General features: G+C 53.8%; 23 protein-coding genes. 5 read left to right on the top strand and 18 right to left on the bottom strand.

Annotated elements, in window-relative coordinates:
- Positions 1-57: 57 nt before the first annotated feature.
- Both ACI48J_RS08515 and bshC read right to left on the bottom strand, forming a co-directional pair.
- Positions 58-1,320: an adenosylhomocysteinase gene (locus tag ACI48J_RS08515; protein WP_405082456.1), complete on the bottom strand. Its 1,263-nt coding sequence runs from the start codon at positions 1,318-1,320 to the stop codon at positions 58-60.
- Positions 1,321-1,371: 51 nt separating this feature from the next.
- Positions 1,372-3,006, bottom strand: a complete 1,635-nt coding sequence (bshC, locus tag ACI48J_RS08510; RefSeq protein WP_405082455.1) for a bacillithiol biosynthesis cysteine-adding enzyme BshC — start codon at positions 3,004-3,006, stop codon at positions 1,372-1,374.
- 269 nt (positions 3,007-3,275) lie between these two features.
- Between bshC and ACI48J_RS08505 the strand changes: the two genes are divergently transcribed.
- Positions 3,276-4,565, top strand: a complete 1,290-nt coding sequence (locus ACI48J_RS08505) for an MFS transporter (RefSeq protein ID WP_405082454.1) — start codon at positions 3,276-3,278, stop codon at positions 4,563-4,565.
- Between the two features lie 111 nt (positions 4,566-4,676).
- Here ACI48J_RS08505 and ACI48J_RS08500 read toward each other — a convergent pair whose 3' ends face one another.
- From ACI48J_RS08500 to ACI48J_RS08465, 8 genes are all read right to left on the bottom strand, one after another.
- Positions 4,677-5,633: an oligopeptide/dipeptide ABC transporter ATP-binding protein gene (locus tag ACI48J_RS08500; protein WP_326052820.1), complete on the bottom strand. Its 957-nt coding sequence runs from the start codon at positions 5,631-5,633 to the stop codon at positions 4,677-4,679.
- Positions 5,626-6,672, bottom strand: coding sequence for an ABC transporter ATP-binding protein (locus ACI48J_RS08495; protein ID WP_326052819.1), 1,047 nt, complete (start codon positions 6,670-6,672; stop codon positions 5,626-5,628). Before ACI48J_RS08495 ends, ACI48J_RS08500 begins: the two co-directional genes overlap by 8 nt.
- Before the next feature lie 14 nt (positions 6,673-6,686).
- Positions 6,687-7,622 (bottom strand): ABC transporter permease, encoded by a 936-nt coding sequence (locus ACI48J_RS08490; RefSeq protein WP_326052818.1) that lies wholly within the window; start codon positions 7,620-7,622, stop codon positions 6,687-6,689.
- Positions 7,623-7,625: 3 nt separating this feature from the next.
- The gene (locus ACI48J_RS08485) at positions 7,626-8,558 is read right to left on the bottom strand and encodes an ABC transporter permease (RefSeq protein ID WP_103993601.1); all 933 of its coding nucleotides are present in this window, start codon (positions 8,556-8,558) and stop codon (positions 7,626-7,628) included.
- Between the two features lie 105 nt (positions 8,559-8,663).
- The gene (locus ACI48J_RS08480; protein WP_405082453.1) at positions 8,664-10,340 is read right to left on the bottom strand and encodes a peptide ABC transporter substrate-binding protein; all 1,677 of its coding nucleotides are present in this window, start codon (positions 10,338-10,340) and stop codon (positions 8,664-8,666) included.
- Between the two features lie 419 nt (positions 10,341-10,759).
- Positions 10,760-11,158 (bottom strand): DUF3397 domain-containing protein, encoded by a 399-nt coding sequence (locus tag ACI48J_RS08475; RefSeq protein WP_326052885.1) that lies wholly within the window; start codon positions 11,156-11,158, stop codon positions 10,760-10,762.
- 2 nt (positions 11,159-11,160) lie between these two features.
- Complete coding sequence (locus ACI48J_RS08470) at positions 11,161-12,123, bottom strand: ketopantoate reductase family protein (protein ID WP_405082452.1); 963 nt, start codon at positions 12,121-12,123, stop codon at positions 11,161-11,163.
- A 159-nt stretch (positions 12,124-12,282) separates the two neighbouring features.
- The gene (locus ACI48J_RS08465; protein WP_326052815.1) at positions 12,283-12,930 is read right to left on the bottom strand and encodes an RsfA family transcriptional regulator; all 648 of its coding nucleotides are present in this window, start codon (positions 12,928-12,930) and stop codon (positions 12,283-12,285) included.
- 377 nt (positions 12,931-13,307) lie between these two features.
- Between ACI48J_RS08465 and ACI48J_RS08460 the strand changes: the two genes are divergently transcribed.
- Positions 13,308-13,538 carry a DUF2626 domain-containing protein gene (locus ACI48J_RS08460; RefSeq protein WP_009671348.1) on the top strand — a complete coding sequence of 77 codons (231 nt, stop codon included), beginning with the start codon at positions 13,308-13,310 and terminating at the stop codon, positions 13,536-13,538.
- 157 nt (positions 13,539-13,695) lie between these two features.
- On the opposite strand, the gene ACI48J_RS08455 is transcribed toward ACI48J_RS08460, so the two are convergent.
- Positions 13,696-14,862, bottom strand: a complete 1,167-nt coding sequence (locus tag ACI48J_RS08455) for a class I SAM-dependent methyltransferase (protein WP_405082451.1) — start codon at positions 14,860-14,862, stop codon at positions 13,696-13,698.
- A 91-nt stretch (positions 14,863-14,953) separates the two neighbouring features.
- Here ACI48J_RS08455 and ACI48J_RS08450 point away from each other — a divergent pair, with 91 nt between their 5' ends.
- The 3 genes from ACI48J_RS08450 (at position 14,954) to ACI48J_RS08440 (ending at position 17,803) form a co-directional block, all read left to right on the top strand.
- Positions 14,954-15,949 (top strand): hypothetical protein, encoded by a 996-nt coding sequence (locus tag ACI48J_RS08450; protein WP_405082450.1) that lies wholly within the window; start codon positions 14,954-14,956, stop codon positions 15,947-15,949.
- A 94-nt stretch (positions 15,950-16,043) separates the two neighbouring features.
- The gene (locus ACI48J_RS08445; protein WP_405082449.1) at positions 16,044-17,141 is read left to right on the top strand and encodes a coiled-coil domain-containing protein; all 1,098 of its coding nucleotides are present in this window, start codon (positions 16,044-16,046) and stop codon (positions 17,139-17,141) included.
- A gap of 137 nt (positions 17,142-17,278) precedes the next feature.
- Positions 17,279-17,803 carry a hypothetical protein gene (locus ACI48J_RS08440; protein ID WP_405082448.1) on the top strand — a complete coding sequence of 175 codons (525 nt, stop codon included), beginning with the start codon at positions 17,279-17,281 and terminating at the stop codon, positions 17,801-17,803.
- A 79-nt stretch (positions 17,804-17,882) separates the two neighbouring features.
- Here ACI48J_RS08440 and ACI48J_RS08435 read toward each other — a convergent pair whose 3' ends face one another.
- The 7 genes from ACI48J_RS08435 to ACI48J_RS08405 form a co-directional block, all read right to left on the bottom strand.
- A complete protein-coding gene (locus ACI48J_RS08435; protein WP_405082447.1) occupies positions 17,883-19,214 on the bottom strand; it encodes a PhoH family protein in 1,332 nt (443 codons plus the stop codon).
- A 224-nt stretch (positions 19,215-19,438) separates the two neighbouring features.
- Positions 19,439-19,891: a pyridoxamine 5'-phosphate oxidase family protein gene (locus ACI48J_RS08430; RefSeq protein ID WP_326056339.1), complete on the bottom strand. Its 453-nt coding sequence runs from the start codon at positions 19,889-19,891 to the stop codon at positions 19,439-19,441.
- Between the two features lie 214 nt (positions 19,892-20,105).
- On the bottom strand, positions 20,106-20,381 hold the full coding sequence (locus tag ACI48J_RS08425) for a hypothetical protein (RefSeq protein ID WP_326056342.1): 276 nt from the start codon (positions 20,379-20,381) through the stop codon (positions 20,106-20,108).
- Positions 20,382-20,431: 50 nt separating this feature from the next.
- Entirely contained in the window at positions 20,432-20,728 is a 297-nt protein-coding gene (locus ACI48J_RS08420) for a YlaH-like family protein (RefSeq protein WP_009671349.1), read from the bottom strand.
- Positions 20,729-20,834: 106 nt separating this feature from the next.
- Positions 20,835-22,676 carry a translational GTPase TypA gene (typA, locus tag ACI48J_RS08415; RefSeq protein WP_326056344.1) on the bottom strand — a complete coding sequence of 614 codons (1,842 nt, stop codon included), beginning with the start codon at positions 22,674-22,676 and terminating at the stop codon, positions 20,835-20,837.
- A 351-nt stretch (positions 22,677-23,027) separates the two neighbouring features.
- The gene (locus ACI48J_RS08410) at positions 23,028-23,513 is read right to left on the bottom strand and encodes a hypothetical protein (RefSeq protein WP_326056345.1); all 486 of its coding nucleotides are present in this window, start codon (positions 23,511-23,513) and stop codon (positions 23,028-23,030) included.
- A 236-nt stretch (positions 23,514-23,749) separates the two neighbouring features.
- Positions 23,750-24,604, bottom strand: a complete 855-nt coding sequence (locus ACI48J_RS08405) for a hypothetical protein (protein ID WP_405082446.1) — start codon at positions 24,602-24,604, stop codon at positions 23,750-23,752.
- Between the last annotated feature and the right edge of the window lie 38 nt (positions 24,605-24,642).

The raw sequence follows: 24,642 nt of genomic DNA, 5'->3' as shown, positions 1-24,642 counted from the left end.
CCTCCCGCTTCCGGTGATACACCGGAAACAAGAAGCGATTTGTAGTGATCCGATAGATTAGTGCTCCTGCCAGCTTTGCAGATAAGCCTTCTGCTCATCGGAAAGCCGGTCGATGGAAATACCGAGTGACTCCAGCTTGTAGCGCGCTACCTGCTCATCAAGCTCATAAGGAACATTTACGACGGTTTTACCGATATCTTCGTAACGGTCGTTCACGTACTTGAGCGACAAGGCTTGAAGCGCGAAGGTCATATCCATAATCTCTGCCGGATGGCCGTCTCCCGCCGCCAGGTTAACCAGACGTCCTTCCGCCAGGAGATAAATTTTACGTCCGTCTTTCAGCTGGTATTCTTCGATGTTACGGCGTACCGTACGCACGGAAGAAGACTGGGCTGCCAGTTCGGGCTTATTGACCTCCACATCGAAGTGCCCCGCATTGGACAAAATCGCGCCGTCCTTCATCACTTCGAAATGCTCGCCGCGGATCACGTCGCGGTTGCCCGTCACCGTTACGAAATAATCGCCGATTTTAGCCGCTTCGGACATCGGAAGAACGGTAAATCCGTCCATGTAAGCCTCAACCGCTTTAATCGCGTCGATCTCCGTAACGACGACTTGAGCGCCCAGACCTTTGGCACGCATCGCAACGCCTTTGCCGCACCAGCCGTAGCCGACCACGACAACGGTTTTGCCGGCGACCACCAGGTTGGTCGTACGGTTGATTCCGTCGAATACGGATTGTCCGGTTCCGTAGCGGTTGTCGAACAAATACTTGCAGAACGCATCGTTTACGGCCACCATCGGGAACTCCAGACGGCCTTCCTTGTCAAGCGCCTTCAGCCGCAGAATGCCGGTCGTCGTTTCTTCCGCTCCGCCGCGCACGCCTGCCAGCAAGTCTCTGCGCTCCGAGTGAAGAATAGTCACCAGATCGCCGCCGTCGTCAATAATCAGATCCGGCTTCGTTTCGAGCGTTTTAATCATGAGCTCTTTGTATTCCTGCGGGTCGGGATTATACTTGGCGAACACGGTAATGCCGTCTTCCGCCAAAGCCGCGCAGACGTCGTCCTGCGTGGACAGCGGGTTGCTTCCCGTAATCGTCACTTCCGCTCCGCCCGCTTGAACGACTTTCGCCAGATAGGCGGTTTTCGCTTCCAAATGAAGAGAAATGGCTACTTTAAGTCCGCGGAACGGCTGTTCTTTCTCGAACTGCTCGCGGATACGGTTTAATACCGGCATATGCGCCTGAACCCAATCGATTTTCAAATGCCCTTCGGGCGCCAGGGATTGATCCGCTACGATGCTGCGTTCTACTGCGTTCATTCAACTATTCCTCCTCGATTGCTAAAATCTTCTTCTATATAGGCTGTCTAGTTAAATATAAACCAGGTAGTGGCCCCCGTCCATCGGCAAATCCGCCTCCAGCAGCTCTTGGAGCCATTTATCCCCGAATCGGTTCAAATAGGCGCATACGTTATATACCCGCTCCTGCGGTTTGCCCAGCGGCATCAGAGCCAGCTCGATACGCTTCCACTGGGATAAGGCCGTGTCATGCCGTCGGGCAAGCGCCTGCTCCGCCTTGCGTTCCAGGAAATCGATCTGGTGAAGAATCTTATCGAGGTTGGTGTGCCCCAGCTCCGGCAGTCCCGCTTCGATAGCGGCAAGCGAATCCACGAGAGGGGTGTATACCTCTTTCACGCGCACGCGCGCTTCTTCAAACCGTTCCCCAACCGGAAAAGGACTCTGCGCGCGGAGCCACGCTTCCCTGCGCTCGTCAATACCCGCCTTCACGTCATCCATGGACAGGTCGTACCGGTCCATCCATTTCGTTACGGCATCTTCGACGAGCGTGAACTCCAGCCGCGGCAGGACAATCGGCATCGTCATGCCGTGCAGCGCGAACGCTTCCCGCGTCATCGCCCAGTAGGCCACCTCCGCGGGACCGAGCACGGTGCCCAGCACCGGAAGCAGGAACTCCTGCATGAGCGGGCGGGAAAGAACGCCGTTGCTGAGGCGTTCCGGCTCCCTCTCCGCGAGGGCCAGCAAGTCTTCCCTGCTGTAGGCGCGCAGGTCTTTCTTATCGGCGAAGCCCTCCCCGCTGCGCTGCAGCAGGACTCGCTCGCCGCTCGGCTCGATGACGAACAGATGCGACTGTTCGTCCGTCACGTCCACTTGAGGCGTATAGCCGAGCGCCTCAAGCTCCGTGCGGCCGCGCATCAGGGCGGCCGCAAGAAGCTGGTTAGCGCCGATGAGGCGCGTGAACATCGGCGCCTCGAGCTTGCGCAATGCGGGATCGTCCGCGTCGAGGAGGACTAGCCCGCTGTCGCCGAACAGCGCGGCCATCCAGCCGGCGAACGTGTCGCTGAGCGTAGCCAGGCCGTTCATGGACGAACGCAGGCGGCTCAGCAGCTCCGTCTTGTGCGGGCTGTCCGGCAGCGACTCATCCAGCCGGCGGAGCGCATCTTCCCACGTCTCTTCATCCGCCTGCCAGCGGCTGACGGATGTCCGCAGATTCCACGGACGGCGGATCGCTAGTTTATGTACGTCCAATTCCGGACGCTGCACCTGAATGTGGTCGACCTCATCGAAGTCGTGATCCTCTCCGGCGATCCAGAATACCGGTACGACCGGCGTACCCAGCTCCGCCTGAGCTTGCCTCGCGGCGATAAGAACGGTAATCGCTTTGTAGATGACAAGCAGCGGCCCTCCGAACAAGCCGGCCTGCTGGCCTCCCACTACGGTAAGCGAATTCTCCTCGGCCAGACCGGCAGCCGCACTCAGCGCCGTCTCCCGGTTGCCTATACGGCGATTATATTCAAGCAGCACCTCGGCCAGACGCTTCCGGTCCGCCCGGTTCGCTTCCGTTTGGCGGACAGCTTCGGCGCGGCGGTGCAAACTTCCTTTGTCCCATGGATTATAATCAAACAATGCCGACACACGGTCGAAATGATGGATGTAATCCTCGGTTAAAGGTTGGCTCTTCTTCCATTGATAAGCTTTCCACGGCATCTCTCTGCAGCCGCCTCCCCCGTAACCACTGTCGGATTTTTACTCTTAATTGATTGTACACGGCATTGACCTTGACGTCAAAATGGAAGTTGCTAATTTTTTTATATCGGGTACCAAAAAAGCCGTTCCTTCTCTCGGTCTGCAGACCTAGATCCCTTCCCGCCTCAGGCTACAGCAGAGGTTCATTCGCGCGCCTCTATCTTTATTTTCCATAATCTTCTATTCTATATAAAGAACGCAGCGCGCGAAAAAAGAAAGGATCGATACTTATGAACGTGTTCCAAAACCGTATGTTTGTCAAACTGTTTACCGCCAGCTTTTTCTCACAGCTCGGCACCATGATCGGAAATATGGCGTTTGCCTTCTTCCTGCTCGACCGCTTCAGCTCCCAGCCCTTCTATATGACGCTGGCGGAGATGATGTATTCCCTACCGACCTTGTTCGTGTTCTTTATCGTCGGGGTCGCGGCCGACCGGATGAACCGGAAGTCCATTTGCTTATATTCCAATTACATCCGAATCGGACTGACCGTCCTGCTCTTCCTCTCGCTTTTTCTGGAAATATTGCCGCTCACGTTCCTGATTCTGTTCCTTCGCAGCGCGGTCGCGAAATTTTTCGCCCCCGCCGAAACCGGCCTTCTGCAGGGCATCTTATCCAAGGAGCAGTTTATGCAGGCTGCCGGTTTGAACCAGACGGTGTTCGGCGTGTTCATGCTTTTCGGAACGGCCCTTGGGGCTTTGGCGTATCACTGGATCGGAGTAGAGGGCGCCGTCGTAATCGACGGATTGGGGTTTATTCTTTCGGCCCTCCTTATTCGTTCATGCAGCTTTGAAGAGAAGGTACAGCAGCCTAACGGACCCGGAAAATGGCGGGACATGAGCGTTAAAACCGTTTGGAGAGATTTTTCCGAAGGCATGAGATATATCTGGAGGAAGCCTCTCTTGCTGTCGATCATTACCGGCTTTATCCTCTTCGGATTTGTTAACGGCGGCTTTACCGTCCTTCCCCTGTTCTCGCTGAAATACAAACTCGCGGCCGATGAGTATGAGAAATTCGCTTCGCTCTTATCCGTTTGCCTGGGCATCGGGGTGCTGGTCGGCAGCGCTCTCGGGACCATTTTGGCCAAAAAAATAAAGCCGCACGTCATGATCATAGGCAGCGTCGTCTCCAGCGGACTTATGGTGATCGGAATCAATTACGTCAATGACATCTGGCTGTTTCTGGTCGGCTTCTTCCTTACGGGAATTTTCATAGCACCTGCCAATATAGCTTTCGGCGGCTGGATGCCGCAAATTGTGGACAGCAAAATGATGGGGAGGGTAAACGCGTGGATCGATCCGCTGATGATGGGGGCACAGTCTCTTGCGCTCGGACTTATCGCCCTGCTCTACCCGCGATTGATTTCGCTGGACTGGATTTACATTGTACTGGGCGCGCTTATGCTTGTTGTGGCCGTCTTCTACACCCTCAAGCTTCCCAAACAGGCTGCCGAGGATGAGAGCGCTCCGAAAGAGTCTCAAGAGAATCCGGTACAAAGCGCCCCGTCCGTATCGGGTTAACGCGTTACGCCTACCGTAGATATATGTGGCAACACGATAAAAAAAACCGCCCGTCTCGCAACTCCAGGACCGGAGTGCGGACGGGCGGTTCTATGATGAAACGATTAATGATTAGTACAAGTGGCAGGACACGAAATGCCCCGGCTCCACTTCTTTCATCGGAGGCATCGTTACCGCGCATTGATCCATAGCTTTAGGGCAGCGGGTCCGGAAAGGACAGCCGCTAGGCGGGTTCAACGGGCTCGGAACTTCGCCTTTCAGGATAATGCGTTCACGCTTGCGCTCGATTTCCGGATCCGGAATCGGAATCGCGGAAAGCAGAGATTCGGTGTACGGGTGAAGCGGGTTTGCATAAAGCTCTTTGGAAGTGGTGACTTCCACCAGATTCCCCAGGTACATAACACCGATACGATCGGAGATGTGCTTCACCATCGCAAGGTCATGCGCGATAAACAGGTAAGTCAGGCCCCGGTCTTTTTGCAGCTTCTTGAACAGGTTGACGACCTGTGCCTGTACGGATACGTCGAGTGCGGAAATCGGCTCGTCCGCAATAATGAACTGCGGTTCGATTGCAAGCGCGCGGGCAATCCCGATACGCTGACGCTGACCGCCGGAAAATTCGTGCGGGAAGCGGCCGGCGTGCTCGGCGTTAAGACCTACCGCATCCAGCAGTTCGACTACGCGTTCGCGGCGTTTGCTGCCGGAAGCGACACCGTGAATGTCGAGACCTTCCGCGATGATGTTGCCGACCGTCATTCTCGGGTTAAGCGAGGCGTACGGATCCTGAAACACCATCTGCATGTTTCGGTGAAAATCGCGCATTTTGCGGCCGCTCAGTTTATGAACGTTCTCGCCGTTAAAAATAACTTCGCCGTCCGTCGCCTCGTAGAGGCGGATGATCGTACGTCCTGCCGTGGATTTACCGCAGCCGGATTCACCGACCAGACCGAAAGTTTCACCGCGTTTGATATCAATCGAGAAGTTATCGACCGCTTTCAGGATTTTCCCCTGGCCGAGGTCGAAGTGCTTCTTCATATTACGGATGGATAAGATCGTTTGATCAGACATGCTGCTTCCCTCCTACTTCAACGGGACGCTCGACTTTAGGCGCATCCGGATGGAGCAGCCAGCAGGCTGCGCTGTGCTCGGCCGAAAGCTGGGTATGTTCCGGATCTTCTTCCACGCACACTTTCATGGCGTATGGACAGCGTGCCGCGAACGCACAGCCTTTCGGCGGAGCGAACAAGTCCGGCGGCGTTCCCGGAATCGGGATAAGCTCTTCGTCCGCCCGCGTATCGAGACGGGGAACGGATTTCAGAAGTCCCCATGTGTAAGGATGTCTCGGATCGTAGAAAATTTCGTCTACGGTCCCTTTTTCCACGATTTTACCCGCGTACATCACGACCACGCGTTCAGCCATTTCGGCAACGACGCCAAGGTCATGCGTAATCAGGATGATGGAGGAACCCGTTTTGATGGACAGTTCTCTCATCAAATCGATGATTTGGGCCTGTACGGTAACGTCGAGAGCCGTTGTAGGCTCATCCGCGATGAGCAGTTTCGGGTTGCAGGCCAGGGCGATGGCAATCATAACCCGCTGACGCATACCGCCCGAAAATTCATGCGGGTACTGCTTGATACGGCCTTCCACGTTGGAGAGACCGACCAGACGAAGCAGTTCCATCGAACGCTGACGCGCCTGCTCCTTGGTCATGCCCTGGTGCTTAATCAAGCTTTCGCTAATCTGTCTGCCCACGGTCATGGTCGGATTGAGCGATGTCATCGGATCCTGGAAAATCATACCCATTTCGGAACCGCGAACGGATTCCATTTGTTTATTGGAAAGCTTGGTGATATCCACCTTGCCTTTTTTACCGTCAAAAAGGATGGAGCCTCCTTTGATAACGCCGGGAGGTGAAGGAATCAGACGCATGAGCGTTTGGGAGGTTACGGATTTACCGCAGCCGGACTCCCCTACGATTGCAAGCACTTCGCCTTTTCTAAGATCGAATGTGACACCGCGAACCGCCTGAACTTCACCTGCGTAGGTGTTAAAGGAGACCTTCAAATCCTTTACTTCCAAAATATTTTCTTTGGGCTTACTCAAGGTACTCCCTCCCTTTACTTACGCATCTTCGGATCGAGCGCGTCACGAAGACCGTCACCGAGCACGTTGAAGCTTAGCAGAATAAGACTGAATACAGCTGTCGGGAACAGCAGGCGGAACGGATAATACCGCATGGAAGCCGCTCCGTCCGACAGAAGGGATCCGAGCGACGCGAGCGGCGGACGGATACCGATACCGATGAAGCCCAGGAAGGCTTCCGCGAATATCGCCGAAGGAACTACGAACGTGATTTGGACCACGATAATACCAAGCGCATTCGGAATCAGGTGGCGCATAATAATCCGGCCCGTATTGGCGCCCAATGTGCGGGAAGCCAGAACGTACTCCTGTTCCTTGAGCTGAAGAACTTGACCGCGGACAAGCCGCGCCATCGGTACCCAGCCTGTAATCGAATAAGCGATGATGATGGACGTAATGCCCGGCTTAAGCACCATCATAAGCAGAATGGCGATCAGCAGGAACGGAATGGAATAAATAATTTCGATAAAACGCTGCATAACGGAATCGACTTTGCCGCCATAGTAACCGGAAATACCGCCGTAGATAACACCGACGATCAAGTCAATGACAGCCGCCACAATCCCGATAAACAAGGAGATACGGGTTCCCCACCATACGCGTGTCCACAAATCGCGGCCCAGATCGTCGGTTCCGAACCAGTGTACGGAATTCGGCTTCTGGTTGGCGATGGACGGATTCGTCGCACTATACTCAAACTGCGACAAGAATGGAGCCACGATCGAAACGAGAGTAAGAAGAATGAGTATAAACAAGCCGGCCATAGCCAGTCGATTTTTCTTGAGTCGACGCCAAGCATCCTTCCAGTAGGTCAGCGACGGGCGGACGATTTGCTCCTGTAAATGTTCGTCCTTGATCAAGGGCGCAAATTTACCGGATGCGTTTACTGTCGATTGTCCTGGATTTTGCATAGTTTACTTCCCGCCTTTCCCCAGACGAATTCTCGGGTCAATGTAACCGTAGAGGATGTCGGTAATAAGAATTACGATAATTAGAATCGCAGAGTAGAAAATGGTCATACCGGAAATAACGGTATAGTCATTAGAGTAGATCGCATTAACCAATTGCTTACCTAATCCCGGAACGGAGAAAACCTGTTCCACAACAAGTGTACCGGTAATCAATCCCGCAAAAACCGGTCCGATAATGGTGACAACCGGCATGATGGCATTACGAATCGTGTGACGCCATACAACCGTGTGACTCGCCAAACCTTTTGCTTTCGCAGTTTTGATATAATCCTGATTCAATACATCCAGCATGGACGTACGCATCATTCTGGCCACGTTGGCAAGGGTACCGAACGAGAGGGCCAGAGTCGGTAATACTTTGTAGGAAGGACCTTTCCACAATGCGGCGGGCAGCCAGCCCAGCTTGTTTCCGACATAGTAAGCAAGAAGCGGTCCAAGAACGAACGACGGAATGGACACGCCGACAACCGCGATAAAGATAGCCGTGCGATCCTGCCATTTGTTATGGTTAAGCGCGGCGATAATACCGAGCAGCAAACCGAATACGAGTGCGACACAAATGGAGTAAATGCCTAGTTCGAAAGACGGTTTGAAACCGGAACTGATCATACTTGTTACATCACGAGCCGGGAATTGGAAGGATACCCCCAAATCACCTTGTATCACATGTTTCAGGTAAAGCAGGTACTGCTGCCATTGCGGCTTATCGAGCCCGTATTGCGCCAGCAGAATCTGATAATTTTCTTTGGACATCTTCAGTACAGCTTCTCCGAACGGATCGCCCGGAAGCAGCTTCATCAGAACGAAGGTGACCGTGATGACGAGCCAAAGTGTAATGATGGCATAGAACAGCCGCTGTAGGATATATCTGAACACATAGGGTCCTCCTTTTGGAAAAATGAAGCCGGAAGGGGACGTCCCGCGAGGTGCGTCCCCTTCTGACTTTAGCTGCTTATTAAGCTAGCTGCGGAAGGTGAAGAATTACTTCTTCGCTTCCGTAATTGTTACCCCTTTAACATCCCACTCCATGCCGTAGTTCGGCAGTACAAGACCTTGTACCGTGTTGCGAACGAGGTAAGGAACTTTACGGGAATAGACAGGACCTACAGCCATATCTTCCATAAGGATTTTCTCAGCGTCTACTAGCAGCTGAGAACGTTTAGCAGGATCTGCTTCTTTGTCAGCGGCTTTGATTTTCTCGTCATAGGCAGGGTTGCTGTAATAAACGTTGTTGAACTCGCTGCCCGTTACCCACATGTCGAGGAAAGTCATCGGATCGTTGTAATCAGCGCCCCAAAGTGCAAGTACGATATCGTAGTCGCCTTTGTTTTGACGTTCTACACGAAGTTTGTGCGGAACAGGCTCGCCGACTGCTTTGTAACCGAGGTTTTTCTCCCACTCGCCCATCAGGAATTCGATGGATTTCTTACCGGAGCCCTGCTCGTCGCCGAGGAGCTTCAGTTCAGGAAGTTTGTCGATGCCGAGTTCTTTCAGACCTGCTGCCAGGTATTCTTTCGCTTTGGCCGGATCTGCTTTCGGAAGCGTGTCGCCGGCTGTTTTACGGAATTCGTTCTTGTTGCCGTCCTGAGTACCGTCGGCTACAAGACCTCTTGCCGCTGCAGTACCGTTGTTGGCCAGCGTCAGTACGTAAGCGTCACGGTCGACCGCAAGCGTCAGAGCTTTACGGATGTTTTTGTTGGCCAGAACTTTGTTCTTCTGGTTGTACATGAAGTACATCGAAGTCAATTCGTTCTTCACTTTGATGTTTTCTTTGTCCGTTTGGGATTTCGCTTTGAACTGGTCGCTGCTCAGGTTCGTTACGTCTGTTTCTTCGGTTTCATACAGGTTCAAGGAGCTGTTGGAGTCCGTTACGATGTTAACCGTCAGTTTCTCCAGTTTTACGTTGGCAGCATCCCAGTAGTTCGGGTTTTTCTCGAATACGAGGTTTTGGTCGTGGTTCCATTGTTTCAGAACGAACGGACCGGCACCGATAATTTTGTCAGCGTCGCCGCCGTATTTTTCACCGTTTTTGGTAACCAAATCTTCACGTTGCGGGAAGAAAATCGGGAAAGCAAGGAGATCTTCGAAGAAGGTAACCGGCTTTTCCAGTGTAATTTCGAGTGTTTTCTCATCAATCGCTTTAACGCCTAGAGCTTTTTTCTTAGCTTCAAGTTCTTCAGGCTTTGCTTTGATGATGTCATTTCCGCCTTTAATCCAGGCAGTCATGAAGTTGTATTGCGCTTTAGTGCTCGGATCGAGAGTGCGTTGGAAGGAATAAACGAAATCGCTTGCTTTAACCGGTTGACCGTCTGCCCATTTCGCGTCACGGAGCTTAATGGTGTAAACGAGACCGTCTTTGGAAATTTCCGGTTTGGCAGCTGCGAGTCCAGGCTGCGGTTTGCCGTCTTTATCGAGACGGTAGAGGCCTTCATTCAGTGCGTTCAGCATCGTAAATGCTGCATTTGTAGTACCTTTGGAGCTGTCTAGAACCGGTGGCTCGGCATTGAAGTTAATGCGAAGTTCTTGCTTAGCGGCATTTGCTTTGTCTGTACCGCCTTTGTCCCCCGTTGCTGCCTTGTCGTCACTGCCACAACCTGCTGCGATACTGCCGACTAGCGTCAGTGCAACCGCTGTGGAAACCCACTTTTTAGCTTTCATACGGTAATTATTCCTCCCTTTAATAATAAATCTTATGGTTAAAGGTGTTTGACGGAAAATTTCGAATTTTCCAATGACACCGCTTCCCCTAATCGAGGCACTTCTCCGAGCTAAAGCGACAATATCGACCTTTCGCCCTTACATGTTACATTTTATAACACAGTTTGTCAGGAAGTCCAGAATCTTTTTTGTAAAAAGGAACTTTCTCTTGCAAAAATGTTAAAATGCTGTAAAGGCTAAACTGTTACTAATTACCTATTATACAACCAAAGGTCAATAAAATCTACTTGTAATTTTCTACATAGGTTCGAGTATTTGAGACTTCCGAACCGCGCCTAACCTGCGCCAGCACTGCTTTAGAGCGTTAATTCGTCAATTAGTTGAACTGCGGTCAATTCATGTCGGTAAAAGGGAGACCGCTATCCGAGAACAGCCGTCCCCATGCGAACCACCATAAACATGACATACAGAAGAGAAAGTCCCATAAAACTGAGCCGCCATACGATGCGCAGCGATTTCCCCAGTTCCATCTTCCCTTTCCGGTCGTTCTGGTATCCGCCTATAAGCCCGAAAACGATAAGAATGACCAGCAGAAGAAACCATAATCCGAACGAGCTGGAGAACAAAGAATTCCACAGCGACGCGACGGATCCGAGCAGCAGGAAGGTCGTGAGATCCATAGTAATCCGGGTGGATTTTTTCTTTTCTTTGGTTACAATATATACGATTATCCATATAAGCACAAAGGAAAGAAAAGGGAGCATAGCAAGAACCGCATATATGCTGGATAATCCGTCTATGAATGAATCCAATCCCATCGTCACCCACTTTGCTCCGCAGCTTTAATCAGCCGGTATACGGTTTCATGAGTGGGCATGGACATCCCGGCCAGCTCCGCTTTTGCGAGCAGACCACCCGTGATCGCCTCAATTTCCGTCATCCTGCCCGCCGCGATATCCTGCAGCATCGAAGATCGGTTGACAGCCGTCTTCCGGCAAACTTCCAGGATTTCGTCCCATAAAGATTCTTCAACCGTTACGTGCTGTGTAAGCGCCAAGTCCCTTCCTTCCTCGAAGAGCTTCCTCATCAGCAGCAGTGAGTCCGGAGTCTCAGGCAGCTTCCCGTTAGGAATCCGGAGCAGAGCCGTCAGCGGATTAATCACCGCATTGATCAAAAGCTTGCTCCATATATGGCGCTCTATACTCTTCGACACAAAAACGTCAAATCCTGCTTGCTTTAAACAATCTTGAACCGTTTTCAAATTTATTTGCGGAACCTTCTCTGTATGCGGTTCCGTATCCTTGGCATGAATATGGCCGATCCGTGTCCAGCCGCGGCCCGTATGCGCCACTTCCGAATGCGACAAACGTCTCGCCCCCTCCGTGGTCACCGCCTGGATCTTGAAGGGACGGGCTTTCTCGCTGTCCAGCTTCTCCCAGTGGCCGATCCCGTTCTGAAGCGAAACAAGCCCCGCGCCTTTCTCCATGGAAGAAATCAGATAAGACGCCAACTCTTCCGTAAAAGCCGTTTGTTTTACTGCCAGGAGAATAAACTTTGCTTCGGATCGATCCGCGGAATTCATACCGCTCACGGCATCCGGAAAAGCGAGTGCGGGGACTTCAGCCGTTAACTCCGTCCAGCCCTCCACACGGATTCCTTTCTTGTTTACGGCTTCCGCCTGTTCCCTGCTTCTCGTAACCAGCTTTACCCGGCAGCCGGCTGCCGCCAGTTTGGCCGCAAACAGCAGTCCCAGCGAGCCGCCTCCGACGACTTCTATCAGCATGGCTCCCACTCCTTTATCTTATTTTGCATTCGGCCCCTTATTCCTTGCTTCATTCGCCATTTTTCAGCCATTCACCGCAAGGGCGGCGTAATCCTTCTTGACGCTTCAAAAAAAATAAATCCCCCCGGCAGTATACCGGAAGGATTCCCAGGAAGATCTTTAATCTATTCTCTCTAAATTACCGTTTGCGTCCATCTTGAACCTCGGCTTGCTCTCTTCCTCTTCTTCTACTAAAAAGGCCATTTTCCGGGCACGGTCCATAATTTGGATAAGTGCCTTATAATCATCGTTGACAACCCGGTAATCGGTTTCAACTTCATTGACCTGCTTGTTGAGCTGCTCGTTCTCTCTGCGGTATTTGGAAAGCTCCTCTTCCTTGTCGTTCAAAGAGCGCTCCATCTGCTTGATATGGCGCATCAGATCCTGATAAGTCTGCTTCCACTGCCGCAGGAACCGGATTACCGCATCAATGGAAAGCGCCTCTTCCGTCACTTCACGGCCCGACGGGTCCAGAACGTCCAGAACGGCTAGCGAGGTTCCCCCGGAAATAGTAGAAACGGCCGCATGCTTTTTCAGCTGCGCTCTTTTCTGCCGCTGGGATTTCGCAATGGAAATGGCGGCCTCGTATTTCTTGCGTACGAAGCTGTTCCACCGGAACCCGCATGCCGCGGCCGTCCGCCCGATACGCTCCCCCACTTCTTCAAACGCGGCCAGTTGAGTACTGCCTTCCCGGATATGGCGCAGCGTTACCTCCGCGAGCATCAAATCATCTTCGTCGCTCCAAGCATCCTGCCTGATTGCCGTCATGTTTTACAATCCTCCTAACCTATTGTCCAAAATAGATCACGTCCTACCGCGCATTCGACTTCCATGCCCAATCGGCCGGACCGTTCATAAGCCGGGCAGGAGATTTATCCGTGAACGGTTCCGCTCGTACTATCTCTATGTCCCTGGCAGATTTCATAGAATCTATTTGATACTATTTGGTATTTCCAATTTTTATGACACTCATACCTAAAAAGAAGACCGGTTAAGAGACAACCGCGGAAGCTTCGCCCGGAATTGGCAATGCTTGTCACAACTTTTTAACAAAGGGAGACGATTGGATGTTTACACTACAGGGTATGCTGGGTATAATGAAGATTAGATTATTTCGCATCGTGGTAGGAGAGGGGGAAGTTTTCATGGATCGCATGTTCCGAGTTCTGGGTTTCTGGACTCTGGTGATCGCCCTGATGAGTCTGGCGGGAGAAATGTATCCCATGTCCATGCTGTTCTTTTTTCAAACCGTCGTATTCGTACTACTTGGCTATCTGAAGCTGTCGGAACGTACTTACATCGTATTGTTCTGGGGCTATATGGTTATTTCGTTTACCGGATTCACGTACTGGTCCGTGTTCAAAATGCCTCTCTAATTACATACGGCGCTTGAGCAAAAAAGGTGATTCGCGATTGAACTCGCGGATCACCTTTTTTTCGTTGGACTTGGGGACACTTACGTCCGCTCTCTGCTAAACCGGTATTTTCTCCTTAAAATAAGTATTCCGCGCGCTTATAATCGCGGATTCAGCTTTATTCGCGTTCAAGCGTCAGCACCTTGAACAGCTCGCTCATCCCGTCGCTGACGAGCAGCTGCCGGATCGCCCGGTTCGCCTTCGCTTCCGGGCTGAACGGATCCCGGCCGGCATGCTCCACGAGCCGGCCGAGGATGCCGCCGCGCACGAGGAACTCGCGCTGCGTCTCGTAACGGGCGACGGTCCATCCCGCCGCCCGGGCCGCGCGCATGCACGCCGTGAAATCGACGTGCGCGGTTATATCCTTACGCCCCGCGGCGGCGTAAGGGTTGTCATCGGCGATATGCCGCCGGTAGCACATCAGCGTCCCGTTCATCCGGTGGGACGCATAGAGCTCTCCGGCGGTATCGCCGTAATCCACCAGCAGCAGCCGTCCGCTGCGGATGCGCCGCGCGGCGCGGGCGATCCACTCCCCCGCGCCAAGATTCACTTCCGCCTGCTGCCCGTGGGCCAGGCGGATCCCCTCGCGGCCGAGATGCAGCGCGGCCGGGTGGTCTTCTCCGAGCGGCAGCCACCGCTCGGTAAAACCCGTGCGGTCGTCCCATCCGACCGCACCGAGCTCGAGCCGGCCGTCGCCAACGAGCTGGCGGACGCGGTGCACCGGCATCGCGTCCGCCAGCTCGTTGGCGACGGCGAATACGCCGCCACCGGCCGGCTCGGCCAGCCACTCCGCCTCCGTCAGGAACCGGAGGCGGTCCGCATGCTCCCGCAGCGTCTCCCGCTGCAGGGCGCGGTGGTACGCGCTCGATTCGATCGCCGTGATCGAAACGGACGCGTACTGCCCCGGGCTGCGGCTGCGCAGCGCATCCAGCGCCTGCCGGGCCAGCCGGCCCGTCCCTCCGCCGAATTCGACGAATTCGACGGGGCTGCCGGACGGCGCGGTCTCGGCAAAAGCCAGCAGCTCGCCGGCGATGATCTCTCCCATCACGCTTCCCAGATTGGAGCTCGTGTAAAAATCGCCGTCGCGTCCGATTTTGGGTTCCTCGCGCCGGTAATATCCAAACTCCGGGTGATACAGACAAATCCTCATATAATCCCGAAAAGGAAGAGGTCCCTCTTCTTCTATTTTTCTTTTCAAAATCGCGACGATTTCCGGATGACCGGCATCCGCCGCAGTTTCTCCGGTTCCCGAAGGAATGCCCCTATGACCGTTAAATCCGTTCATTTTCTCGCCTCCAGGAAAATTGTAGGGATAAAGACAAATAGAACCTGAATAGATATAATAGAAAAGGTAGAAAAGGAAGGGGATTCCCAGCATGTTCAAAGCACTCATTTCACTTTCTATAGCCATTGCCGTTCCCGCCGTTCTCATATCCGGCTGTTCGGACCGCGAAGCTGCCAAGGCTGCCGTCAAAGGCGCCCTGCACAAGCAGGCGGAGATGAACGCTTTCGCTTTCGCGGGCCAGGCCGATCTTCACCTGGACGGGCTTCCGGCAGGGGATTCGTCCACACTCCCCGGGCAGCTGTTTTCGTTTCTCAAAGACAGCAAGCTGGAATGGAAAGGCGCCGCTTCCTTAAATCCAATCCGTTGGGAATCCGATCTCAAGGCAGCTTCACGGAGCGGCTCCGCCGAACTGACGGTCCCTCTTCTTTTCCAAGATAACAAATTGTTTTTCCATATGCCACTTCTTAACCCGGATAACGAATATTTCGTAACACGGCTGGGGCTGCCTCCGGACTCTCCGGCTTCCGCAGGGGATAAGACGGGCACGGTACCGAAAACCGGGGCTTCTCCCGCGCTGGAGCATCTCTCCCGGCTTTCTTCCGATTTGTCCAAGCTTCTGCAGGAAGGGGCCGACGAAGCCTGGTTTGAGCATGACGGGGAAGTCAAGCTGACAGACGGTTCGGCCGCCCGGTCGTATACAGCCTCCGTAACCCGCATGAACGCCGGCGCCTGGAATAAGAAGGTGCAGGAGAAGCTCCCCCGTTTCCTGGAAGCGCTGAAATCAAACGGGCTTATTTCCGATGCGCAGGCCGCCGAATTCGGGCGTTCGGCAAGTTCGTTTAAATTGTCCGCCCCGGGTAAATGGACGGTCCTTGTCGACAAGGAAGGTTTTTTACGAAAGATCGACATGGAATTTAAATTTACCGGCCCCGGAGGGAATAAATCGTCCGCATCCGCCCAGACCTTCTCCTTCCAGCAGTCTTTCGATGCCGTTAACCAAGCACCGGAATTCCGGAAGCCGCTGCCCCGGCAAACCAAGTCTATCGATGAAGTTCTCAAGCGTCTTGGCAGCGCCGGCAAACAATAGAGCATGCTGCTTACTTTCCGCCTGCGGGAGGTAAGTATTTTTTTGAACCCGTTCTCATAGAATGGGATAATTTCGGAATTAAAGGGGTCACCACATGATTTTGAAAAAATTCACCCTCACCTTCTGCACCCTTCTGTTCGGGACAAGCCTCCTTTTTGTTCCGGTTCATGCGGAAATCAGAACGGAAGCGGAAAAGAAAGAAACCGAAGCTCTTCTGCAGAAAGGGCTGACGGTCCATGAAATCGACCGTGAAATCGCCCGCCTCGCGGAGGAGGACATGAAGCTCGGCGGTCAGCTGACCGATACAGAGAAAAAGATCGCCGCCCAGGAAATCGTCGTTAAAGATGCGAAAAAACGAGCGGGCAAGGTCATCCGCTCCTATTATGCCGGCGAGCGAGAATCGCTCTGGTCCGTCCTGCTGTCGGTCCGTTCGCTCCCGGATCTCCTCAAAACATACGAGTATCTGGACATCATTCTCGATCATGATCATCGTTCGCTGACGGCTCATCAGGACGCCTACCGCGAGCTGGGCGCCATGAAAACGAAATTGGCGAATCAGCGAACCGATTTGCAGAAAACCAAAGAAAACTATCTTAAGCAAAAGGAGCGGATTCTCGCTCTTCAGTCCGAGCTGAACCGGGAACTGGACGCAAGCGGTAGGAGCGAACTTATTCTCGCTCTAATCCAGGAACTCAACGGACGCTGGGAACAGGAAGGACTGCCATTGTTCCGTACATACTTCCGGTCGCTGGCCGGTGTGATGGATTATTTTCCGGAACTGCTGACACCCGGGGGCAAAGACAGTCATTTGACCCTGGAAACGGGCGGCGGCAAATTTCAAATGACCGACCATCAGCTTAACGCGTTTCTTCGCAGCAAAGACAGCAAGTTCGACGATCTAACGTTTCAGTTCAAGCCGGACGGCGTCATGGCCTTCGGCACCAAGGACGATATGGACGTCTCCATAAAGGGCACCTACGAAATGGAAAAAGACGGAGACCAGCCGGTCATCGCCTTCCGTGTGCAGGAATTAGTGTTTAACGGGTTTAAATTGCCGGATACAACGGGTAAGTCACTGGAAAAGGAATTTAATCTGCGCATTTATCCGAAGAAGCTCTTCTCCTTCGTTTCCGTGGAACAGATTACCCTGGAAGACGGACTTTTGGCCATCAAACTGGGACTAAACTGGTAGACCGATTCCGTCTGGCGTGATCTGTCGCTTTTGAAAGGTCAATGGTTTAGGGTCCGTAAGGATGATGAGGTGCGCGGGAAAAAGGGTCTTCTTCGGGTTCACGTGAATGCGCCGGATACGAAAGCGAGGAATGGATTATGCAGCTTAAGCCTGCCCTTATCGTGGATTTCCGCCAAGACGGACCGTCGGCAGACTCCGCCCCGTTTGACCTGGAACTCAAAGAGACGGTCGAGCTGTTCGATCAGGATCAGGAAGTATTTGTTTTTAACCGCGAAGAAGAGCTCCACCAAGCGAAGGAGCTGGTCAGCCGGCACGGTTATGAAGCCGAGCCGATGAATCTCGTGTTGCTTCCTCCCCATGCGGAACGGACCGGTTATTTTTCGGACTATGGGTTTGAAAGCGGCGCCGGACACGTGTACTTGTACGAACCCGGCATCGCCGTCTTCCGTCTCCAAACGGGTGCCGTAGAAGATCCCGATTCGCCCATGAAAACCGCATCCGAAGCGGAACCGGAGCTGGCCCGGCGGCAGATGGACGAATACGTGATCGCCCGGTTTCACGAAGCGGACGGACTTCACTTCGTGGTTGACCGGCAGCATGACGAATTGATGGACCGGACCGCCCGCGCTTACGGCTGCACGGTGCATTTTATCATCTCGTAACTAATGAATGCTGGACCGGAAACCTCCGGCAGGCATAACAAAAAGCAGCGGGGCTATATGCCCGCCGCTTTTTCGTGCGCTACAGCAAATCGGCCGCCAGTTGGGCGAGGTGGGAGCGCTCGCCTTTTTCCAGCGTGACGTGTCCGCTGATTTCTTCCTGCTTGAACCTCTCGACCGCATAGGTCAAACCGTTGCTGGCCGCGTCCAGGTAAGGATGATCGATCTGACCGGGATCACCCAGCAGAACGATTTTGCTGCCTTCGCCTACCCGGGATACGATCGTTTTCACTTCGTGCTTCGAAAGATTCTGCGCTTCATCGATAATAATGAACTGTCCCGGAATCGAGCGTCCGCGGATATAAGTCAGAGCTTCGACCTGAATACTGCCGAGACCGGCGAGTATTTTCTCGATATCGCCCGCTTTTTTCGTATCGAAGAGAAATTCCAGGTTATCGTAGATCGGCTGCATCCAAGGCCGGAGCTTCTCGTCCTTCTCACCCGGCAGGTAGCCGATATCTTTCCCCATCGGAACGACAGGACGCGCGATCGTCAATTTTTTGTATTTACGCTCGTCTTCCACTTTGAGCAGTCCCGCCGCCAGCGTCAGCAGCGTTTTGCCGGTGCCTGCCTTGCCCGAAAGGGTAACGAAGGAAATGTCGTCGTTCAGAAGCAGCTCCAATGCCATCCGCTGCTGAGCGTTGCGTGCGGCTATTCCCCACACCGGGTCATTCGACAAGAAGAGCGGTTCCAGCTTTTTGCCGTCGGACGAAGTTTTGAGCAGCGCCGATTTCGAGGTGCCCAGCTCATCCCGGAGAATGACGAATTCATGCGGATTGAGCCTATAGCCCAGATTCAGCGTAGGCACGCTCAGAAACCGGAACGAGTAAAACTCGTCGATGACGGACGGATGGACATGAAGCGTCGTGCAGCCCGCATACATTTCGTGATCGGATACGACACGGTCGCTCAAGTAGTCCTGTGCGGTCAGACCGAGCACATCCGCCTTGATACGGACGAGCGTATCCTTACTGACCAGGATGACGGGCCGCGGCTCGGATTTCGTCTGTTCCTCCGTCCGGTAATTAAGCGCCACCGCTATAATCCGGTTATCGTTCGTCACCTCGGCGAAGACTTCCTGCATTTTATTGAAGCTCTTGTGATTCAGCTCTACTTTCAAGCTGCCTCCGCCGTCGAGCGTAATTCCGTCATGCAGCCGCCCCCGTACGCGCATCGCGTCCAGCAATCTGGAAACCATCCGGGCATTGCGTCCGATTTCGTCGGCGTTGCGCTTCTTGGAATCGATCTCTTCCAGCACGACGGCCGGGATGATGACCTCGTTATCTTCAAAAGAAAACATCGCGTTCGGATCCTGCAGCAGTACGTTGGTATCGAGCACGAAAATTTTTTTCATTCCCGAAATTCCCTCCCGAATCTGTAATGTTAACGGGGTTACCACGATACGGCCCCTGGGGAAAAGCTACAGGTTTACATCCTTTTCGCGGATGGGTACGCGGTTACGGCGGTTACGCCAGTTCTCGTTCCTTCTCCGTCGTTCGCCCGCATACCCCGATTCCGCAGAAAACGGCATTTTCAGACAAAGCGCCAAAGTGACAAAAAGCCCGGGCACAAAGGTGCCTAGGCTTTTTTCATCGCTTCAAATACTTGTCCGTCCAGCTTGTCGGCTGCACGTTTGTCATAAGTTTTCTCGAATTCAGGGTCTACGGAAATACGGGCGCCGTAGAACATCGCGTCGCGAACGACACGGATATTCAGATCATAGCAGGCCAGCTTGAAGGGAACCCCTTCAAGAACTTCGGCCGCCGGCGCGGCTTCCGCGTAAATAGCGTGTACAGTCCCCGCGGCAATCATCGTCACGGTAGCCGACGGGTTTTTCTCCAGGTTAGCAATCAGACGAGAGCGCTTGTCAACAGCAAAGCGTATTCTTCCCGGGTCCGGTGCATATACCCACGAAATGGCATTGGCCGTAGGCGCTCCCGTTTCCGAGTCGATCGTATGCAGCAGGACGAGCTTTTCCTTGTGAAATTCCGCAATCAATTGTTCCGTGAGAGCTGTAATTTCTTCCGCCATGCCTGCAGCGCCTCCTGCATCATTTTAAATAAGTGCTGTTAGCGAACCAAGGCCCGCCTGATTTCATTATATCATACGGAAAAAGCTTCACGCTATGTACAGCAGCGGTCAGACACGGATTCACACTCCTTTAGCGACAGATACAACCATTGTATTCGTCTCCACAAGGAAGATATGTCAGCCTTGTCTATCCGGGCGTGAAAAAGTGCGCTAGTTATTCGTTATATTTGGGGTTGGAACCGATATCGGCAAGCAGGCGCCCGGCATGTTCACGGTCGAAAAAGACGGAATGCTTCTCCCCCTGCCGCACATAGTCGATCCGGAGCCGGTACTCATCCGCCTCTGTCTTTTCAAATTCGCTTACACCATGATCTTCCCGCAAAATCTCTTCGAAGAAGTCGGCCGTTTTCCCTGCCGCCTCGTCAAGAGGTCTTGCATCGGCCACAATGCGGATCTGCAGCCAGTTGAACAAAGCATCCTGAAGCGTCATAGAATTCGGCCCCCCGGTTTGAAATCAAATTTGGTACAACCTTGTCGTCGTTACTGACCCGTTTGTCCGGAGTCCTTCTTCTTGCGTCTTCCCTCGACAAAATAACGGATCCGCAGAATCAGCATAAGTAAAATCGCTACGGCGAGAGAAGGGACAATCGGAATTTGCGGTCCGAGCACCTGGAAAAACGTAAGCATAAACGAACCCAGCGCAAGCAGGACGTAAACGATCAGCGCTTTCAAAACCGGCAGTCTGCGTGTACGGAACACCTTGTTATACACGAAGGACATCATGATGAAGATAATGAGGCATGTCAGCCAAAAATTTTCGGCGAACCATTGGTACATTACGCTGCAACCCCCTTTGTATAGTTAAAAAGAAGGGAAATAAGGCGAAGGAACACAAATTCCCGCTTATTTCCCTTCGTAGGTGAAAAGATGGATTCAGTTAAGCTTACGCGTTGGCGTCAGCGGTTTTGCGCTGCTTCTCCGCGCGCTCACGCTCGTTCTTGTTCAAAATCTTCTTGCGAAGACGGATCGACTTCGGAGTGATTTCGCAATACTCGTCGTCGTTCAAATATTCAAGTGCCTGCTCCAGAGAGTAGATTCTCGGAACTTTCAGCTTAACGGTATCGTCTTTCCCTGCGGAACGGATGTTGTTAAGCTGCTTTTCTTTACAAATATTAACGACGATATCGTTATCGCGCGTATGCTCGCCAACGATCATGCCTTCGTACACTTCGGTAGCCGGCGTTACGAAGAGCGTACCGCGGTCTTCGATCGACATCAGGCCGTAAGTGGTGGCCACACCGTTCTCCATGGAAACGAGCACGCCTTCGTGACGGCCGCCGACACCCGCGCCGGCATAAGGGCCGTAGCTGTCGAAAGCATGGTTCATGATGCCGTAACCGCGTGTCAGCGTCAGGAAGTTCGTCCGGTAACCGATCAGGCCGCGGGCCGGGATCAGGAATTCCAGGCGAACGTTGCCGTTGCCGTGGTTCACCATGTTCACCATTTCGGCTTTGCGCGTTCCGAGGCTTTCCATTACGGCGCCCATGCTGTCTTCCGGTACGTCGATCAGAAGACGTTCGATCGGCTCCATTTTCTGGCCGTCGATTTGACGGATAATGACTTCCGGCTTGGAAACTTGAAGCTCGAAGCCTTCACGGCGCATATTCTCGATAAGAATACCGAGGTGAAGCTCGCCGCGTCCCGATACGATAAACATATCCGGGCTGTCGGTTTCTTCCACGCGCAGGGAAACGTCCGTTTCCAGCTCGTTGAACAGACGTTCGCGAAGCTTGCGGGATGTCACCCATTTGCCTTCGCGGCCCGCGAAAGGACTGTTGTTGACGATGAACGTCATTTGCAGAGTAGGCTCGTCGATTTTCAGAACCGGCAGTGCTTCGGGGTTAGCCGGATCGGCAATCGTCTCGCCGATGTTGATGTCCTTGATACCGGAGATCGCGATAATGTCGCCGGCGCCGGCCTCCTCGATTTCCACGCGCTTCAAGCCTTGGAAACCGAACAGCTTCTCGATGCGCGCCTGCTTCATGCCGCCTTCGCGGGTCATAACCGCTACGGATTGTCCCTGCTTGATAATACCGCGGTTCACACGGCCGATCCCGATTCTTCCGAGATATTCGTTGAAGTCCATCAGGGTAACGAGGAATTGAAGAGGCTCGTCCACGCTTTCGGTCGGATGCGGGATATGGCTGACGATCGTCTCGTACAGATCCAGCATGTTCTCGCCTTGCTTCTCCGGATCGAGGCTGGACGTGCCCTGCAGGGCAGATGCGTAAACGACCGGGAATTCCAGTTGGTCGTCATTGGCGCCGAGTTCGATGAACAGGTCCAGCACTTCGTCGATAACTTCGAGCGGGCGAGCGTTCGGACGGTCGATTTTGTTCACGACGACAACCGGAGTCAGGTTCTGCTCCAGTGCTTTGCGGAGCACGAACTTCGTCTGAGGCATCGTTCCTTCGAAAGCGTCGACGACCAGAAGTACACCGTCAACCATTTTCATAATCCGTTCCACTTCGCCACCGAAATCGGCGTGTCCGGGAGTATCCATGATGTTGATCAAGTGGTCTTTATAGTTAATGGCCGTATTTTTGGCAAGAATGGTGATGCCGCGTTCCCGTTCCAAATCGCCGGAATCCATGGCGCGTTCCTGAACGGCTTCGTTCTCGCGGAATGTACCGGATTGCTGGAGCAGCTTATCGACTAGCGTGGTTTTACCGTGGTCAACGTGGGCAATGATCGCGATGTTGCGGATTTTCTCTCTGGGAAACATAAAGGTAGGTCCTCTCTCCTTGGGCGCAGCGCGCTTTTATTGAATGGGCAAAGCCATGATGCCTGGCAAAAACGTTGTGGTACCGTATGTGACGCGGAAAGCCGTAAGCCTGAGCTTCGGCCGTTCCGGGGAACATGCCTGTCTGGGACAGCTGTGACAGCTTTGTAAACCGGGCGGTCTGCCGGGACGGCTGCGAGAACCGTAAAGCACCCGACCGGGCTTTGTTTCAAAATAAGCGCCGGATGCATTCCGACGCTACAACGTTCCGATTATACGCGATAGAACTTCTAAAAGCAAGATTTTTCGGCAATAAAAGAGGTTTTCTCCTCCGATTTCCGCTCTTTTTACACGCTACCAAATTCTTTTGCCCGATACGATCAGTACGGCTCCGGCCACCAGCAGAAGCACGATAAACACGTAGATGCTCACCGTAAACACCAGGTTGAAGAGCAGCAGCACTACGGAGACGAGCGCGAGTCCGATGGCAATCATCCGCAGCCCGTTATCCCGGCCTTTTTCGAAATATACGAGTTCATAGAGCCCGACCGCGATCCCGAAAATGAATCCCGGCCACAGAATGGACATGAGCCCCCAGCCGAACAGGCTGCACAGGAAAAAGAGGATGCCGTACGTAACGAGAACACCGCCCGGAAAAACCGCCGCGGACGGCAACGTCCGGTTGAAGACGAGGGCGTGCAGAACAAGGCCGGGCAGCACGAGCAGCACAAGCGGCCACAAAAGCGCTCCGATGAACGTGAAAACGCCGATTTTTCCGAGCAGCAGAACTAGAGCCACCCCGACAAGAATGATTCCCATAGATAACGGTTTGTTCGACATCTGCGATCCCCCTGTATTCGGACGACACCTTGACGGATAGCGGATCTGCGGATCTGCGGATTGCCGGATTTGCGGCGAGGGTTCCTTATCGCCGTTTCCGCATCTTGGAAGCCCTCCGGTCCGCCCCTCCGCGTCCGCGGGCAATTCCGCCCGGTATCGACACGCTTTTTATTTCCAGTTTATCGCAAACGGGAAATGCTGGCTAGAGCCAATCCTCGGGCGGAATTGCGGATAAGCTATTCTTTTAACGATTCAAAAGAGGCGTCGTAGAGCCGGAACATCGTTTTGTAGCCGGACTCGTCGATTTTAATGCCCACGTCGAGTCTGCCCTTGATTTTAAGGGGACCCGACGTGTAGCGCAGCTTCGTCTCCTTCGGCACGAATACGATCATAATCTTGTTCCAGTAAGTCTCGTCCCCGTTGTCAAAAGGGCATTCCGCCCCGGGCGCGGGAATGAGCAGAAACCAGTGCTTGTCGAAGGACAGGACTTCGCCCATAAATCCCCGGATCTCTACGCTTTTGCCGTTGAGATCCCAGAATTTATTCGACGGCGTCGCCTGCTTCTCGTCGTCGAAGAACTCCGTCCACTTCAGCACGTTGGACGAAGATTTGGCCGGGGCCGCCGCCGGCTTCGCGGCGGCCGGAGTCTTGTCCGCGGGACCGGTCCCGGCGGACGCATTCTTCTGCGGCGGCGCGCTTGCCGCAGGAGCGGTCCCGGCGGCCGTGCCGCCGGAAGGAGCCGCCGACGGCTGCACGGAGCCGCCAGCGGCTGCCGCGTCCGGCGCCGCAGGGCTCTGCCGCGGGGCCGTTCCGGGCGATGCGGTCGGGGCGGACGCTCCGCCCGCATCGCCGGCAGCCGGCGGTAGGCCGCCCGGGACGCCTGTGCCGGCCGGGGCGGGCGTCCCCTCCGGCGCGGCGCTTCCCGCGGGAGTCGCTCCCGCGGACGGGGACGCGGCGGCGTCAGCCGGCGTCTGCGCGGCCGATGCGGAGCCGAACGACTGCGCGGCAGGGTTCGGCGCTTCTTCTTTGCCGCAGGCGGATGTCAGGAGCGCGGCGGCGACAATCGTCAAAACCGTGCGGGTATAATTCATTATGGATCTCCTCCTACATAAGGGAATGGAATAGCTGT

The organism is Paenibacillus chitinolyticus (assembly GCF_045038035.1).
GTDB classification, from domain to species: domain Bacteria; phylum Bacillota; class Bacilli; order Paenibacillales; family NBRC-103111; genus Paenibacillus_F; species Paenibacillus_F chitinolyticus_A.
Note: the sequence above shows the minus strand (reverse complement) of the source record. Positions and strands in the feature narration are given on the sequence as shown.